Origin of the sequence: Scytonema sp. PRP1 (assembly GCF_036697665.2) — a bacterium.
GTDB classification, from domain to species: domain Bacteria; phylum Cyanobacteriota; class Cyanobacteriia; order Cyanobacteriales; family Nostocaceae; genus Kalymmatonema; species Kalymmatonema gypsitolerans.
Genome location: NZ_JBAHYJ020000085.1, coordinates 1 through 15,454, shown reverse-complemented (window position 1 = coordinate 15,454; position 15,454 = coordinate 1). Strand labels below are relative to the sequence as shown.

Genomic DNA, 15,454 nt, shown 5'->3' with positions numbered 1-15,454 from the left:
AAGTCCGGTTGATTACTTATGATTCCTAACAACCCCACCCCGGTAAAGCTGCGCTTTACCTCCCCTCCCCGCAAGCGGAGAGCAGCGCCGTGCGGGGGTTCCCCCCGTTGAGGCGACTGCGGGGGAGGGGATAAAGGGGTGGGGTGCAATTAACGTGGGAATCATAACTAATTAGCCGGACATGATATGAGAGTTCCTTCTCACTGTAAAATTACGGCGTTGCATATTTGCGTATTGGAAAAGTTATGTCCTACAGACACGCTGCTTTGTTGGGGGAACCTGTCTGCAAGACTTACACGCCAAACAAGCGGCTTCAAGGGTTGCAAAGGCTTTTGAGCAGGAAGCGAGTAGGAAGATAAAATAAAGACTAAAGTCCTGACTACGAAGTTGATTCAGGTTTCACCCTTTGAAATAATCTAAAAGGCGATCGCCTGAATCAGCACGAACCAATGCCACAACTACGTCGGGTAAAGCCGTTAAATTGGGATAAACCAGATATCGTGATTCCCAACGCGGGTGAAACTTGTCTTTGTACGCGTGCAAGCCTTGAAAATTGTAGAACCGTTCTAAATGCTTGTAAAGATAGTACAATACTTTCTCTAAACGTTGTGACTCTTGGGTTTCACCCACTCCAGCAAGAGCAGAAAGACCAATGTTAAAACCATCGTAACCTCGCTCTTTATAATGCTGGAACATAGAAATAAATAAAAAGTCCATCGTTCCATTTTCGATAGACTTTCGGTGTCGCATCATATCGTTAGTCACTTCATTGAGCTGGTATTCTGACAAAATATTGGCAAAGGCGATGATGTCACCGTGGGAGGACTGCACTGTAACGATTTCGCACTCCCGCAGGTATGCTTCGTCAAACCAACCTAGAGAAAACTTCTTTTCTGAACCTTGCACCAATTGCAACCATTCGTCACTGACTGTTTTGATTTGGCGCAACAAGTTATCTGCAATCGGTGGTTGGTAAAATTTGACTTCGTACCCCAGCTTAGTCATGCGATTGACTGCTGTTCTCAAGTTTTTACCCGCTTTTCCTTGTAAGGTAAAGGCTTTGAGGTCAACGATCGCTTCTTCCCCAATCTTAACTACCTGAAAGCCGTGTGACTTGTAGAGGTCAATGTCATTGGGTAAAATTTGGTAGAATGCCGGATACCAGTCGTTGCGTTGGCAAAACTGCTGAAAACTCACAAGGACTTCTTCACGGTCTTCAACAGGTCCAATGGGATCACCTAGGGCGATCGCACCCCGTCCTCTAGGGACATAAGCAATCACACTGCGACCAGAAGGACTAAAAAAATAACTTTTATCGCTTAGCAATGTAAATGCTGCTAAAGAAGAGCGTCCATACTGTTCTACAATATCTCTTGCTTGCTGCCGCTCTTTAAGGGTAGCAGAATTACGTTGAAAAACTGGTCTTAACAGCATGAATACTGCATAAGCGATCGTACTTGCTGCAATAATATAGATAGAATTGGCAAAAAATTCTCCAAATCGGCTCTTTGGTTGTAGTCCGGCATTATCTTCTGTAAAGAACATAGCGAAAGTTTGAGCTATGGCTTCACCCCAATTAAAATTTTCCGAAAATTTGCCATCTAACAAGTAAAATCCAATTGTCCCGTATGCCAAAGTAAACAGCAAAGCAGCAATTAACACCCGCACTCCTTGTGCGATCGAAGGAGGATCTGATTTTGCTGTGAACACATCACGCATCAAGAGTAATTGCATCAGCAGGACACCAGACAAGAAACTTTCTTCAAAATCCAGTCCCTTGATCAAGTGGCTGAGAATAGAAATAATCAGTAAAGTAATAGTAAGCAACCAAGCAAGTCGTTTCCGACGCAACAAGTTCGCCGCAAGTGTTAGCAACACAAAGCCAGTCAGCGCAGCAAATATATGACCGCTAGCGCGAATATCAAACGGCAAAAATTGCTTTAACCAGTGATTTCGCTCATGCAGGTTAGGTGTCACTGCTGACACCAAGTTTACCACTCCGACTAAACCTGTAAGGAAAGCTGCACTCCAAAGTCCAATCCGAGTTCTTAATTCAGTATTCATTAGTCATGATGAGTTGTTAGTTGTTACTCCCTTCCCGGTACAAGATTACTTATCTTTTCCTTGGCGTTCTTGGCGTCTTGGCGGTTCGTTAATAGGTAATCTTCGAGCGTGACAGGAGTAGTTGTAGAGACGCGCCATGGCGCGTCTCTACATTTGTTAGTTGGGAGTTGTTAACCATTAACCACTACTTACTAACCACTATCTACTATCTACTAACCCTTCCTTTTTTAAACTGTTCTCCAACAAAGGATAGCGAATCTTTGAGATGCTTGTGAAAGTAATTCCAGCCGACATCTGGACCTGACAAACCATGTCCCCCAGGAAAGGCATAAAACACATTTTCTATACCTAACTTGTCTAAGGTTTCGTGAAATGCTTGAGTGGAAGCTAGTAAATTGCGATCGCTTTTTCCAGCATCAAGATATACACGCAGTTGCTTTCTATCTTGAATCGGTAACTGTTGTACAATCTGTTGAGGGCTATTTTGCGGACCGCTGTTATCGGTAAAATACCCGCTATGGCTAAACAGGATGTTGAAGTTTTGCAAATAGCGTAACCCAATATTAAACGCGCCCCATCCCCCAGAAGACAGACCACCCAACGCCCAAAACTTTGGGCTTTCTAACGTGCGGTAGCGTGACTTGACGAGCTGTACTAACTCCGAACCTATCAACGTCCCCACTTTACCATGAGATCCATCATAATAATCAGGGTCGAACAAAGGACTCGAACCTCGCTGATCATTTCCATCTGGTGTAATTACGATAGACGGTGGTAGTTTTTTACTTTTATATAGTTCATGCAGTACGTTGAAAACTGCATATTTATCAACATAAGCACGGGCATCATCATGACCGCCATGTAGTAAAAATATAACAGGATAGCGCTGTTGGAGATTTTTGTCATAGCCTGGAGGCAAAATGACGCCATATTGCCGTTGTGTACCCATTGCTTGACTGTTAAAAGTTTTTAGTTGAAACTTTAACTCACTATTTGTTTGTTCTTGAGGTGGATCTAGCTGCGGCGCACCTAAGATAAATACATACCAGTACCCTGTTGCAGTCAAAATTACCAGCGTACCTGCAACCCCAATTAAGACTTTAGATAATTTCATGGCTTCTCAAAACCCAAATTATCTTTAGTGTGTGCAATCATCGCCGAGATTTTAAATTGCCTGCCTACAAATATTAGCGAATCTGCCAGATGTTCGTGCCAGTAGTCCCAAGTGTGACCTCCCGGAAACTGATAAAACATATTATAAATTTTCTCTGTAGTGAGGACTTGACTAAATTTTTTGGCTTCGTCAAGTCCTATTTCAGTATCTGCTAAACCCGTATCTAGGTAGACCCGTAAGCGTTTTTTAGCTTGAGGCGGAATCGTCTTGATATAAGTGATTGGGCTATTTTGCGGTCCACTCTTATCCTGAAAGTAACCGCTATGACTAAATAAAATCCGGAAACGATTTAAGTAATGCAATCCCACATTCATTGCACCCCAACCTCCAGAAGATTGTCCACCGATCGCCCAAAAAGCAGGATTGGGAATTGTACGGTAGCGGGCTTTGACAACTTTCACCAGTTCATCGCCAATCGCTGTGGAAACTTTACCATTAGGACCATCAATATAATCGGGATCCCAGTAGGGGCTAGATCCACGTTTATCATTACCATCTGGTGTGATGACAATACTGGGTGGCAACTTGCCTGTTGCATAAAGTTGTTGCAGGATTGTTAAGGCATCTCCTTTTGCAAACCAATGGTCAGCATTTCCGTGTCCACCGTGGAGGAGAAAGATAACTGGATAGCGTTGATTTGGGTTTTGGTTATAGCCAGGAGGTAAAGCAACGCCGTAACTGCGACTTCCCTGCATAACTTCGCTATTGTAGGTTTCAATTTTATAAGTTTGGGGGGTGGATAAATCTCTAACACTTGGTTGTGGCGGTAACACAGAAGCTGGGGTTGGCGGACGCATCTGTTGTGGTACCTTACTTTTCACGGGATCGGTCAAACCTCTCTCCAAACCTCTCTCCTGCAAGGAGAGAGGCTTTAAATTCTCCCCCTTCCCTTTTAGGGAACTCGGGGCCCCCACGGAGTGGGGATTAGGGTCAGGGGGCTGGGGGGTTAGGTTTCGCGTTCGTTTTTCCACAGAACGTGAAAAGTCAGGTTGTGGTTCCTGTGCTTGTGCCTTTTTCAAGTAATTACAGCTACATAAACTAAGCACCGAAACCAGTACCACCATTTTAGAGTTAAAGCAGTTCATGAAGAATATCGGTTGATAACAGTTCAATATTGGATAAAATCCAAATGAAATGATGGTAAAGTGTATTGTTTAGTTAATGTCTACAAGGTTTTCGCTTGCAAGGATGAAGGCGTTTGTGTATTGATCCCAATAAGGTATTTAAATATAGCATCGTTGACTAAATCCGCACACTCTGCCATTACAAGATGTCCCGCATTCGTAAAATGTAGATGAGTCCCGTTGACCAAATGTTTAACTAACTCATCCCCCATCTGGCGTGTATACATTGGGTCAAGACCTGCGGTAATCACCAAAGCAGGGATGTGTAAATTTTTCGGCGCAGGGTGACGCGCAAAAAAGTTATAGTCCCAGAAAATTTCTAAGGCTTTGTAGGAGTGGAAATCTGTTGGTGTCGGGTTTTCCGCAAAAAACCGTTTTATGACACTGTGGCGGTAAGAAGTCGAAAAGAAGTTTGATATTGTCTGTACACCAAGCACATAGTATAAATATCTGCCACCCCAAGCCATAAACTTCATCAGCGGAATTTCCCACCAAGGCGCTAAGTCATGAGTTCCACCGGCAATTAAAATCAAGCCACTCACACAGTTGTACTGGCTAAACTCTAAACCAAGAGGAACTCCATAACTGTGGCAACACAGCACTGGCGACTCAATGCCGAACTGATACAATAATCGCTGTAAATCTCGACGATGTCGCCCTATTGAGTAGCGAGAGTAGGGACTAGACTGTCCGTGTCCTGCTAAATCATACACCAGAACTTCCCAACCTTGGCTTTGAACAAACTCATACTGAGAACGAAAATTAAAGCGGTTCCCCGTTCCCCCGTGGAGAAAAACGATCGCTGGAGTTTTCCCCGAACTGTGGCAAACTTGTAAATTTACCCCTCGTCGCAGGTGAATTGTCGAACCAGCTAAGGCATCCTGAAAAGAGTCATTTGTCATTAATTGTAGAGACGTGCCATGGCACGTCTGTACATTGCAATTCAAAGCTTACGCCAGCAATGTGTCAATTGTGTGTCAACTCAATGGAAATTTTACGAATGTTTAGTCATGAGTCATAATTCTCCCCATCCTCCCTTTGCACTATGCTTGAAAAACTCCGACTCAACTTCAGTTCGTTGTTTGGCTTGCTGCTTCTGGTACTTTCCGTGTGGGCGATTAGCAACGAACTGCGTGAGTATAATTACCATGATGTGTTGCGATCGCTCGCCACAATTCCCAAAAGTCGCTTGAGTTTGTCAATTTGGTTGTCTGGCTTAGGCTATCTGGTGATGATATGGTATGATATCCTCGGTTTTAAGTATATTGGTCGTTCTCTAGCTTTTAACAAAGTTGCTTTTACTGGGTTTGTTAGCTCTGTATTGGGCAACACGATAGGTTTTGCCCTACTGACTGGCAGTGCTATCCGTTACCGTTATTACTCCAGTTGGGGAGTACCAGCACTGGCGATCGCCCAAATCATTGCTTTTGCTAATTTCACTTTTTGGTTGGGAGTGTTTGCTGTATCTGGGGTAATATTTCTCTTCAACCCCTTACAAATTCCCACTCAAACACATTTACCTTTTACAAACACACGTTCTATCGGCGTTATTTTCCTGCTGGTGGTTGTTTCCTATTTATTGGGAAGTATTTTCATTAAACAACCGTTAGTTATTCGTGGGCAAGAGTTTCGTTTTCCTTCTTTCAAGATATCTTTGGCTCAGGTAGTCGTTTCTAGCTTTGACTGGATGATAGCTGCAGCAGTTCTCTATTTTCTGCTTCCCGCTAATCCATCTGTATCTTTTCTGGATGTGTTGAGAATCTACTCATTAGCGATGTTTGCAGGTGTCGTCAGTAACGTCCCTGCTGGGTTAGGAGTCTTTGAGATTGTCGTTTTGCATTTTCTCAAGACAAAATTTTCTCCTGTAGCAATTTTAGGCGCAACCCTAGCTTACAGAGCAATTTACGACTTATTGGCGTTGCTCGTTGCAGCAAGTTTACTGGGATTCTATGAAATTAGATACGGTGCAAGAAATATAATGAACAAATAGGTTTCCCAGGGACGATTGACTACATTAAGCTTATGCCGCTCATAGTTCAGAAATACGGTGGTACATCTGTCGGTTCAGTAGAACGTATTCAAGCTGTCGCACAGCGCGTGTGCAAAACTGTTAAGGCAGGAAATTCTGTTGTCGTTGTGGTTTCCGCAATGGGTAAAACCACCGATGGACTCGTTAAGCTAGCATACGACATCTCAACCAATCCCAACAGCCGGGAAATGGATATGTTGCTTTCCACCGGTGAACAAGTCACCATTGCCTTAGTAAGTATGGCTTTGCAAGAACTTGGACAGCCAGCAATTTCTCTGACAGGGGCGCAAGTAGGAATTGTTACCGAAGCGGCACACACTCGAGCGCGAATTTTGCATATCGAAACAGAGCGGGTCAAGCGACATCTTAATCAAAACAAAGTTATTGTTGTGGCAGGGTTCCAGGGTATTACCAGAACTGAGGAATTGGAAATTACTACCTTGGGACGTGGCGGTTCAGACACCTCAGCCGTGGCTTTAGCAGCAGCATTGCGAGCAGATTTTTGTGAAATTTATACCGATGTGCCAGGGATTTTAACGACAGATCCCCGTTTGGTTCCAGAAGCACAGCTAATAGATGAAATTACCAGCGATGAAATGCTGGAACTCGCAAGTTTGGGGGCAAAAGTTTTGCATCCCCGTGCTGTGGAAATTGCCCGCAACTATGGCGTTCCCCTAGTAGTACGCTCGAGTTGGACAGATGATCCCGGGACTTGGGTCATTTCACCAACACCGCGTCCGCGCGCACTTGTCAATTTGGAAATTGCCCGTCCCGTTGATGATGTAGAATTTGACACCGATCAAGCCAAAGTGTCCATGTTGCGTGTACCAGATAAACCAGGCGTTGCAGCACGGTTATTTGGGGAAATTGCCACTCAGGATGTGGACGTAGATTTAATTATTCAATCAATTCATGAAGGTAATACAAATGACATTGCCTTTACCGTGAGGGCACCTATTTTAAAACGAGCGGAAGCCGTAGCGGCAGCAATTGCTCCTGTTCTGCGCTCTCACAAAGCTGCTGAAACTGAAGAAGCTGAAGTGATGGTACAGCAGAATGTTGCCAAAGTCAGTATTGCAGGTGCGGGAATGATCGGGCGTCCTGGTGTTGCGGCAAAGATGTTCGCCACCCTTGCAGAAGCTGGCGTCAACATCAAGATGATTTCCACCAGCGAAGTTAAAGTCAGTTGCGTAATTGACAACGCAGATTGCGATCGCGCCGTTGCAGCCCTCCACACCGCCTTTGAAGTCGGGGAAGTCGGGGCAGACAAATCACCCCGCTCATCCCCACGCCAGTCGCACGGGCGGGGGGAACCCCCGCACGGGGCTGGCTCCTCATCCCCTGTCCGTGGTGTCGCCCTAGATATGAACCAAGCGCGTCTAGCAATTCGCCAAGTACAAGATCGTCCAGGAACAGCCGCGAAGCTGTTTGGACTGTTGGCAGAACATAACATCAGTGTAGACATGATTATTCAATCCCAGCGCTGTCATGTGATCAATGGCGTTCCCAGACGGGATATTGCCTTCACCGTCGCCAGGATGGATGCACAAGCAGCGCAAAAAATGCTCCAGCAAGTAGCCGCAGAATATGGATGGGGTGAAGTGGTATTGGATAGTGCGATCGCCAAAGTCAGTGTTGTAGGAGCAGGAATGGTAGGACAACCAGGCATAGCGGCTACAATGTTTGAAGCGATCGCACATCATCAAATTAATATCCAAATGATTGCCACTTCGGAAATCAAAATTAGCTGTGTTGTGGCGCAAGAGGAAGGTGTTAAGGCATTGCAAGCGATTCACACAGCATTTGGGTTGGCGGGAAGCCAAAGTATTCAAGTGCCTGCTTAATCATCGCTCAAAATCAAGCGCGACAACATCTTCAAGCTCTCCGTTCCCATACTTAACATGGGAACGAGAAAACGAGAAAACAGCAAGACGATCGCGACAGGAAGCGTTGACGGGATAGCTAAACTTTGGAACCGCCAAGGCAAACTGCTCACGACAATGCATGGTCATAAGGGTGGCTCTGTCTCAATTGCCTTCAGTCCCGATGGTAAGTTAATTGCGATCGCCAGTAACGAAAATTCAGTGCAACTCTGGCGGCGAAACGGAACTTTAGTCAGGACTTTCATAGGTCATTCTGCGCCTGTGTGGACTGTTGCCTTTAGTCCGCAAGGAAATACCTTCGCTTCGGGAGGTGAAGATACTACCGTCAAACTTTGGCGGATAGATGGCACTTTACTCAAGACTTTTAAAGGGCATACTAGTACTGTTTGGCAAGTACCATTTAGTCCAGATGGTCAGACCATTGCTTCGGCAAGTGCAGACGGAACGATTAAGCTGTGGAAACTGGATGGTACACTGTTGAGAACGCTTACAGGTCATGACGCGGCGGTGTGGAGAGTGGCATTTAGCCCTCAAGGTAATATCCTCGCTTCTGGCAGTGGGGACAATACAGTGAAGCTGTGGAAACTGGATGGCACGTTAGTGAGAACTTTGAAAGGTCACACGGCTGCGGTGTGGGGAGTGGCGTTTAGCCCTGACGGTCAAATTATTGCTTCTGGCAGTGTGGATGGCACAGTGAAACTCTGGAAGCTAGATGGCACAGAACTGACGACCCTTAAAGGTCACACTGCTGCCGTGAGGGGAGTGGCATACAGCGCTGATGGAAGATTTGTCGCTTCAGTCAGTGAGGATAACACGCTTATCCTGTGGAATTTGCAGCGAGTTCTCAATCTGGATTTACTGACTTATGGATGCGATCGCCTGCGAGATTATCTGCGGACAAATGCAGAGGTGGAAGAGAGCGATCGCCACCTGTGTTAGGGAAATGCTTCGCTTTCAGCCGTCGGATGACTCCCGCGCTGGATTTTCATATCCCGGTGTTGCGCCCACGCGGATCGCCAGCATCGCGTCCACTTCCTTTGGTTCCTTTGGTAACAAATATTCCCGCGAGCGCACATCCTCATATCGCCGTTGATTCGGAGACTTGCGCCTAAAGATAGCAGGTTGAGTTTTTTCCATTTTACCAACTTTTGATGATTGGGCATTCAAGAAGGTATCCAGCGTAGACATGCGGCGAAACTCGACAGAATAAGGGTAGGCATTCCCGCCACGGCAGCCAGATTTATGCAGTTTTACCAGTCTTCGGTTATTTGTTGGTATATGCCTTTAAATATTTACTCAAGCTCTTCATTAGAAGATTTATATAAAACTGCTTTCATTAGAGACACGTTTTCAATATGAAGATTTATGATTTTGCACAAAAACTGACCTGAAAATAGTAGGACTTACGCACTCGCGACGAAAAATAGGGCTTTGCGATTGCTTCCCTTCGGTCGCAATGACAGAATTACGTTATTTTTGAGTAAGTCCTGAACAGTTTAGAACAGAGAAATCCACCTAAAATATTCATTGGATGACCGTGACTATTATTTGATATTTTATAAAATTTTATTATGGCAGACCCTAAGTTAATTCCTATCATTGGTTGCGACAACTCCAATCGTAGTGGCGATGTAATTTTTGTCCACGGTTTAGGTGGCGACGGTTTAACAACCTGGCATACACAGCCACAGGAAATCGACACACTCCGTACCCAACCCGGCAAAAAATTTAAGCCAGCCGAGCTAAGCTTTTGGCCTGCTTGGCTGGGGCAGGAGCGGACTGATCTAGGGATATGGTCATTGGACTATGACATAGAACCTTCAGATTGGCATGGACCAACTTTGCCACTGGCAAAGCAGGCAAACCTTATCCTTAAAGTGTTAGAGAATCGAAGGATTGGCCAGCGCCCTCTGGTTTTCATCACTCATAGTATGGGTGGACTTCTAGTAAAACAAATGCTGCGTAGTGCCTTAGATTTTGGACCACCTCGCTGGAAGCAGATAGTAGAACAAACTAAGGGTATTGTTTTTCTAGCTACACCCCATACTGGTTCTAGTCGAGCCAATTTTGCTCAATCCATCAACTCTTTACTTTTGAACATTGGGCGTCTCACAGTTAGTGTTGAAGAGTTGCAGCACGGACACTCCCGTCTTCTCGAACTGGACGAAGTTTACTGGAAGCATGAGCGTCTAAGGACGATTCCTGTACAGTGTTACGGCGAAACTGCTCCTCTTGGAGCATTCGGCATTATTGTCGATGCCGTTAGTGCAAAATTTAGCAAGGATCTCCCCCTTATAGAGATACCTGGTGCTGACCATCTCACCATTTGTAAGATTGCTTCAGCACAAAAGGAAGATAGTGTTGTCTACAATAGCACTTTGCTTTTCCTGGAAGACTGTTTCCCGCCTCAAACGCCTGTTCGTCTGCCAATGGCACTGAAACCGCTGCCACAAACAATTCCGGAGAAAACCCCAAACCCTCAGCAGCCCCTCTAAACTCTAGTGCAAGTTCAGAGGGGCAGAGGGCATTTCAAGCACCACCCTTGCCAGCTTGTTACGTAGACCGCCCTCCTATAGAAGATGATTGTTACCAAGAAATTTTGCGTAATGGTGGTTTGATACGAATTAAAGCCCCTCAAGGAATGGGCAAAAAACGGTTAATGTACAGGGTTATAGATTATGTTGAGAAACATAATTATCAAACTTGTGTTTTAGATATTCAATTAGCAGGTAGTGAGAATCTAATTGACACACACAAATTCCTGTCTTGGTTCTGTGTAGCCCTTGGTAAAGAACTGGAGTTATCCAAACCCTTAAATACTGATTATGAAACTAATTTGGCTCCTCTTTATAAGACGACAGACTATTTGAAGTACGTACTGACAGAATTTAGTAAACCATTCGTGCTAGCGTTGTTGAACATAGATTTAGTTTTTGAACAAACTAAAATTAGTGCGGATATTTGCAGTCTGTTACGCAGTTGGAATCAGAAAGCTGAGGCAGGTTATGACAAAAAATTTCAAAAACTTCGTTTAATTATAGTCCATTCTACAGAGGTATATGGAACTTTTGATATTAATAAATCACCACTGCATAATGTAGGACTTACAGTTGAACCAAAAGAATTTAATCTAGAACAGGTACGTTGTTTAGTAAAAGCCTATTGCTTGTCTTGGAATGATACTCAAATCAAGGAGCTTATGGATTTAGTGGGAGGACATCCTGTTCTAGTGATAAAAGCTATTGAACAAATTTCAAAAGGGCGGGTTACGCTAAAAAAACTATTAAATACTGCTCATACAGAAGCTGAATTGTATGGCGATCATCTGCGACAGCATCTGTTTCAGTTAGAAGAAAATAGTCAGCTTTTAGATGCTATTAAAAAGGTCATTATCAGTGTATCTCCTGTTAATTTAGAAACTAGTATAAGATTTAAATTACATAGAATGGGACTAGTAAATTTGCAAGGCAATCGAGTTACAATTCGCTGCCAACTATATAAAAAATACCTATGTGATTGCTTTGGAGTTTCTGAATGAGTATAGAGCCAGACTCAAGTTACGACTATAAAGTTGGGGGAGTTGTACCTCTTAATAACCTCACCTATGTCAAGCGAAAAGCTGATGAAGACCTTTATAAGTGGCTTAAGGCAGGGGAGTTTTGTTATGTGTTGAACTCGCGGCAAATGGGCAAGACTAGCTTGCTAATCCGAACACTACGTAGGTTGGAAAGAGCAGGCTTTGTTTGCGCTAATATTGATATTTCTGGTGAAATTGGGACTGATCTTGAGAATCCAAAACAGTGGTATAGTACTCTACTTGAAATCATTGCAGATAGCTTTAATTTAGATTTTCCAGGTTGGTGGAATGAATGTAAGTCACTTCCTCCTATAAGGCAATTAAGTAAATTTATTGAAAATGTTTTATTAGACTCAGTAGAGGAAAATGTTGTAATTTTTATTGATGAAATTGATAGCGTTCTCGGTTTAGAGTTTAATGTAGACGATTTTTTTGCATTTATTCGAGCTTGTTACAATAAACGCGAGTTCAACCAAAAGTATAAGCGTCTTACTTTCACACTTTTTGGTGTTGCTACACCAGCAGATTTAATTAAAGATAAACAACGCACACCCTTTAATATTGGCAAGGCAGTTGAACTGCATGGTTTTCAATTCAATGAAGCACAACGACTAGCTCAGGGCTTTGCGGGGAAACTCAACAATCCTCAAAGGATACTCCAATTGGTGTTGGACTGGACGGGAGGTCAGCCATTTCTCACTCAAAAACTTTGCGATCTTCTTTTAAAATCTCCATCATCAGTACCTATTGATGATGAGGTATCTTGGCTAGAACAAATAGTACGAACACAAGTGATAGAAGATTGGGAGTATCATGATGAGCCGCAGCATTTAAAGACGATTCGTGACCGCCTATTAAGAAACGAGCAGCATACTAGTCGGCTTCTAGGTCTCTACCAGCAAATTTTGCAAAATGGTAAAGTCAAAGTAGATAATAGCCTAGAACAAATGGAATTATTGCTGTCAGGCTTAGTTGTTAAACAACAGGGAATGTTAAAAGTTTATAACCGCATTTATGAAACGGTGTTTAATCTGTGTTGGGTTGATCAAGTATTAGCTGATTTACGACCCTATGCAGAGCAAATAGAATCTTGGTTAAAATCTAACTGCCAGGAGGAATCAAAGCTGTTGCGCGGTACAGCATTGCAAGCGGCTATGGATTGGAAAATAGGTAAAAAATTAAGTGATGACGATTACAATTTTTTAACTGCTAGCCGAGACAAAGAAGCAGAAAGAGAGCAGACAAAAATGGCTCAAGAATTGGTAGGAAATGTCAGTAATGCTTTGGCTTTATATAGAGAGGTGCAGTTATGGACAGGAGAGCAATCATTTCTTAGTGACTACTTTTATAAACTCATAGGTAATTATTCATTTCCCATTTCAGAAGGTAGTGAAGTAGAGTTTGTTGAGGATTTAGTACAAAACTTCATTAAAAATTGGGAAAGTAAGAAAGAGACAAAATACCTTAGGACTATTCAAGAACATATTCTCAGCAATAATGATCAGGCTTCAAATCTATTAAAAATATATAAGCAAATTTTGCAGCAAGGAGAATTGATATTTGATCAGTCTAAAGAACAACAAGAGTTAATAAAGATAGGATTAGTAATCAAGCATCAGGAAAAGTTAAAAGTTGCTAACCGTATCTGTGAGTTTGTTTTTAATCTAAGTTGGGTTAACGAAATTCTATCATCAATGGTGTTAGTGGCAGATCCAGAATTGCCAGAAGGTCAGGTCGATTTAGCTTCAGTGTCCCCAATAAACCAAAGTTCAACAGCCAACCAAGACCAGAACGTTGGGAGTGTTACTGATAACAGTATAGTCTTCAGAGATGTATATGGAAATGTCTACTTTGGAACTTACAAGCGTCCTGCCACAGGTGCTCCCTTTCAGGTGCCATATCTACCTCAGTATTTTGTAGAACGCCCAGAGCATCACAAACAGATTAAAACACGTTTGCTGTCAAATCAAGGTAACAGGACAGGGACATTAGTCGTTAGCGCCATTTATGGCTTGGGTGGAATTGGAAAATCGACGTTAGCAGCAGCGGTAGCGCATGACCCACAGGTGCAAGCACAATTCTCAGATGGGGTACTGTGGGTAACATTGGGTCAACAACCAGATTTATTATCACTGTTAAGTGCTTGGATTCAAGCATTAGGGGATTATGACTATAAACCTCTCACCCTAGATGGTGCATCCAGGCATTTACGGACATTACTTCATGACAAAAAAGCACTGCTGGTTGTGGATGATGTTTGGAATCCAGAACACGTAGAACCATTTCGAGTGGGGGGGTCTAGTTGTCAACTTCTGGTTACAACAAGAGAAGCAACGATAAAGGGAGCAATTTCCTATGATTTAAATGTGATGACGCCAGACGAATCATTGGAGTTGTTACAAAAATCTCAGAACAATCCATTAACTAAAGCAGAACAGCAGCAGGCGCAACAACTAGCACAGACTGTGGGATATTTACCATTAGCACTGGATTTAGCAGCCGCTCAAGTGGCAGATGGGGTATCGTGGCAAGAATTGCTGGAAGACTTGCGCTCAGAAATTGCTCGTTTAGAATCGCTGCAAACACCAGGAGCAGATAGTTGTATTCATGAGGAACAAAGGAAACACTACAGTCTCATTGCATCATTTCGCCTCAGCTTGCGCTGGTTAACCCCAGAAATGCTACGACAATTTGCTTGGTTTGGTGTCTTGCCAGAAGATGTAGTTATTACTCACACAATGGCAGCAATGTTATGGGAGATTAACCCTAGACAAGCTTTGACAACACTACGCTCCTTCAAGGCCAAAGCATTACTATTGGCAGGAGCAACTGGGGATAACCAAAAGCAAACTTACAGACTGCACGACTTAATGCATGATGTTGCAAAGCGATTGCTAACAAGCGATTCATCTCCTCATAAACCAGAAGAGCTACCTGGTTTAGGATTGAGCTTGACTGCTGCTCATTCTATATTATTGGATCAATACCGCAGCAAAACTGAGCAAGGACTATGGCATACGCTTCCTGATGACGGCTATATCCACGCTAACCTGAGTTGGCATTTAGAGCAGGCAAGCAGAACAGAGGAGTTACACCAGCTATTAATGGAGGAAACTGCACAAGGACGTAATGGTTGGTATGAGACGTGCGAGCGCTTGGGACAAACTGGCAATTTTGTGACAGATGTAGCTCGTGCTTGGCGGTTAGCAGAGGAGATGTTTGAGGAAAACCCAAGCAAGTCAATTGCATTACAATGCCGCTATGCTCTGATTACAACTTCTCTAAACAGCTTGGCAAAAAATATTCCCGGTCACTTGATGGCAGCACTAGTAAAGCAGAAGTTGTGGAGTCCAGCACAAGGACTAGCATATGCCCAGCAAGTCAAAGAATCCGAACAACGAGCAGAAGCGTTGGGCGCGTTAGCTCCTCACTTATCAAAATCTCTACTTGCTATCGCTCTTGATGCCGCCCGTGTTATTCAAGATGACTATTACCGTGCCACAGCCCTGGGTGGACTAGCGCCATATCTGCCTGAAATACTACAGCAAGCCCTTGATTCCGTACGTAGTATTGAAGATGACTATTACCGTGCCACAGCCCTAA

General features: G+C 43.7%; 11 protein-coding genes. 6 read left to right on the top strand and 5 right to left on the bottom strand.

Annotated elements, in window-relative coordinates; translation table 11 throughout:
* Positions 1-399: 399 nt before the first annotated feature.
* From V5G28_RS21285 to V5G28_RS21270, 4 genes are all read right to left on the bottom strand, one after another.
* Complete coding sequence (locus V5G28_RS21285; RefSeq protein ID WP_332994129.1) at positions 400-2,064, bottom strand: phosphatidylglycerol lysyltransferase domain-containing protein; 1,665 nt, start codon at positions 2,062-2,064, stop codon at positions 400-402.
* A 205-nt stretch (positions 2,065-2,269) separates the two neighbouring features.
* A complete protein-coding gene (locus V5G28_RS21280) occupies positions 2,270-3,178 on the bottom strand; it encodes an alpha/beta hydrolase (protein ID WP_332994128.1) in 909 nt (302 codons plus the stop codon).
* Entirely contained in the window at positions 3,175-4,071 is an 897-nt protein-coding gene (locus tag V5G28_RS21275; protein WP_332994124.1) for an alpha/beta hydrolase, read from the bottom strand. Before V5G28_RS21275 ends, V5G28_RS21280 begins: the two co-directional genes overlap by 4 nt.
* A gap of 332 nt (positions 4,072-4,403) precedes the next feature.
* On the bottom strand, positions 4,404-5,264 hold the full coding sequence (locus V5G28_RS21270) for an alpha/beta fold hydrolase (RefSeq protein WP_332994122.1): 861 nt from the start codon (positions 5,262-5,264) through the stop codon (positions 4,404-4,406).
* 143 nt (positions 5,265-5,407) lie between these two features.
* On the opposite strand from V5G28_RS21270, the gene V5G28_RS21265 reads away from it, so the two are divergent.
* From V5G28_RS21265 to V5G28_RS21255, 3 genes are read left to right on the top strand one after another with little or no spacing between them, the layout of a single operon-like run.
* Positions 5,408-6,352: a lysylphosphatidylglycerol synthase domain-containing protein gene (locus V5G28_RS21265; RefSeq protein WP_332994119.1), complete on the top strand. Its 945-nt coding sequence runs from the start codon at positions 5,408-5,410 to the stop codon at positions 6,350-6,352.
* Between the two features lie 32 nt (positions 6,353-6,384).
* Positions 6,385-8,235, top strand: coding sequence for an aspartate kinase (locus tag V5G28_RS21260; RefSeq protein ID WP_332994117.1), 1,851 nt, complete (start codon positions 6,385-6,387; stop codon positions 8,233-8,235).
* 57 nt (positions 8,236-8,292) lie between these two features.
* Complete coding sequence (locus V5G28_RS21255; RefSeq protein ID WP_332994115.1) at positions 8,293-9,213, top strand: WD40 repeat domain-containing protein; 921 nt, start codon at positions 8,293-8,295, stop codon at positions 9,211-9,213.
* A gap of 15 nt (positions 9,214-9,228) precedes the next feature.
* Here the strand turns inward: V5G28_RS21255 and V5G28_RS21250 are convergent, their stop codons facing one another.
* Positions 9,229-9,462, bottom strand: a complete 234-nt coding sequence (locus tag V5G28_RS21250) for a hypothetical protein (protein ID WP_332994112.1) — start codon at positions 9,460-9,462, stop codon at positions 9,229-9,231.
* Between the two features lie 383 nt (positions 9,463-9,845).
* Between V5G28_RS21250 and V5G28_RS21245 the strand changes: the two genes are divergently transcribed.
* The 3 genes from V5G28_RS21245 to V5G28_RS21235 form a co-directional block, all read left to right on the top strand.
* Positions 9,846-10,769 carry an esterase/lipase family protein gene (locus tag V5G28_RS21245; RefSeq protein WP_332994108.1) on the top strand — a complete coding sequence of 308 codons (924 nt, stop codon included), beginning with the start codon at positions 9,846-9,848 and terminating at the stop codon, positions 10,767-10,769.
* A 47-nt stretch (positions 10,770-10,816) separates the two neighbouring features.
* The gene (locus tag V5G28_RS21240; RefSeq protein WP_332994106.1) at positions 10,817-11,812 is read left to right on the top strand and encodes an AAA-like domain-containing protein; all 996 of its coding nucleotides are present in this window, start codon (positions 10,817-10,819) and stop codon (positions 11,810-11,812) included.
* Positions 11,809-15,454 (top strand): AAA-like domain-containing protein (locus V5G28_RS21235; RefSeq protein ID WP_332994103.1); only part of this gene is annotated, 3,646 nt, incomplete at its 3' end. The genes V5G28_RS21240 and V5G28_RS21235, both read left to right, overlap by 4 nt.

Bases quoted from the DNA above. Each gene is read 5' to 3' on its own strand.
- V5G28_RS21285 (WP_332994129.1), bottom strand. From the start codon at position 2,064: ATGAATACTGAATTAAGAACTCGGATTGGACTTTGGAGTGCAGCTTTC.
- V5G28_RS21280 (WP_332994128.1), bottom strand. From the start codon at position 3,178: ATGAAATTATCTAAAGTCTTAATTGGGGTTGCAGGTACGCTGGTAATT.
- V5G28_RS21270 (WP_332994122.1), bottom strand. From the start codon at position 5,264: ATGACAAATGACTCTTTTCAGGATGCCTTAGCTGGTTCGACAATTCAC.
- V5G28_RS21265 (WP_332994119.1), top strand. From the start codon at position 5,408: ATGCTTGAAAAACTCCGACTCAACTTCAGTTCGTTGTTTGGCTTGCTG.
- V5G28_RS21260 (WP_332994117.1), top strand. From the start codon at position 6,385: ATGCCGCTCATAGTTCAGAAATACGGTGGTACATCTGTCGGTTCAGTA.
- V5G28_RS21255 (WP_332994115.1), top strand. From the start codon at position 8,293: ATGGGAACGAGAAAACGAGAAAACAGCAAGACGATCGCGACAGGAAGC.
- V5G28_RS21250 (WP_332994112.1), bottom strand. From the start codon at position 9,462: ATGTCTACGCTGGATACCTTCTTGAATGCCCAATCATCAAAAGTTGGT.
- V5G28_RS21245 (WP_332994108.1), top strand. From the start codon at position 9,846: ATGGCAGACCCTAAGTTAATTCCTATCATTGGTTGCGACAACTCCAAT.